Origin of the sequence: Paraburkholderia sp. MM5384-R2 (genome assembly GCF_014201025.1) — a bacterium.
Taxonomy (GTDB): Bacteria; Pseudomonadota; Gammaproteobacteria; order Burkholderiales; family Burkholderiaceae; genus Paraburkholderia; species Paraburkholderia tuberum.
Genome location: NZ_JACHDI010000092.1, coordinates 1 through 1,079 on the forward strand (window position 1 = coordinate 1; position 1,079 = coordinate 1,079).

Consider the following 1,079-nt stretch of genomic DNA (forward strand, 5'->3'; position numbering starts at 1 on the left):
CCGGGATCGTCATGAACAGCACCAGCGCGGTGGAGGTCAGCATCCATGCGGTGTCGCCGGAGTTGATCTTCGATGAATCGACCGAGAACGGCGCGCTTGGGGCGGCCGGTGCCGATGCAGCGGCATCCGCCGCGGCCGGTGCCGCTGGAGCCGCGGACGCTTGCGCGACCGGCACGGAGGCGGCCGCGGGCGCCGAGGCGTCTTGCGCGAATGCGCAGCCCAGCCCGCCGGCGAGCAATGAGCCGGCCATCAACAACGTCATCAACAGTTTGCGCATCTTTCTTTCCTCTTATCCCAGTGTTTTTTTATAGGGCGTCGGCGCCGGTCTCGCCGGTGCGGATCCGGATCACCTGTTCGATCGGCGTCACGAAGATCTTCCCGTCACCAATCTTTCCGGTACGCGCCGCACGCTCGATCGCCTCGATAGCCTGATCGACGATGTCGTCCGGGACGGCGACCTCGATCTTCACTTTCGGCAGGAAATCGACGACGTACTCCGCGCCCCGATACAGTTCGGTGTGCCCTTTCTGACGCCCAAAACCCTTGACCTCCGTAACCGTGATTCCAGAGACGCCAAGCGATGACAAGGCTTCTCGAGCCTCATCAAGCTTGAATGGCTTGATGACCGCACTGATTAGTTTCAATTTGCCTCTCCGTTGACCGTCGATCCCGATGTTGGCCGCGAATGACCGCGGCTCAGCGCGCGGAGACGTTCAAAGCAACTGTCGTGCCATTCGCACGACAGGTATTGGAGCGGGGAATTATCGGAGGAGCCGAACTTCGGGTCCTTCAGCGGTCAGATGGATGTTGTGAGGAAGGGTGCGGGATTGGGCGGCAGCACTGTCAGAAGGCTTCTTGGCGGAATGCGGCGGACGGACTGAATGTACCCAGGCACCATGTGCGAGCGCGTTTTCCCGTCGTCCGCCCAATCGGGGGCATGCGTGCACGGTTCTGCCGCTTGTCATTACATATTCATTAGGGCTACGCTGAAGAAGCCGCCGTTTTCGGCGACGGTTTGCTGCTGAATTTCGGAATGCGAGATCAGTGACGCAATTAGTTCGATTTTCTTGCCCTGAAGG

The 1,079-nt window shown here is 60.3% G+C and carries 1 protein-coding gene and 1 pseudogene; both read right to left on the reverse strand.

Annotation, left to right across the window (positions count from 1 at the left end; translation table 11 throughout):
- Positions 1 to 277 (reverse strand): annotated as a pseudogene (locus tag HDG37_RS38940) (ammonia channel protein); the annotation flags it as partial.
- A 28-nt stretch (positions 278 to 305) separates the two neighbouring features.
- Positions 306 to 644, reverse strand: a complete 339-nt coding sequence (locus HDG37_RS38760; protein ID WP_026226100.1) for a P-II family nitrogen regulator — start codon at positions 642 to 644, stop codon at positions 306 to 308.
- Positions 645 to 1,079: the final 435 nt, after the last annotated feature.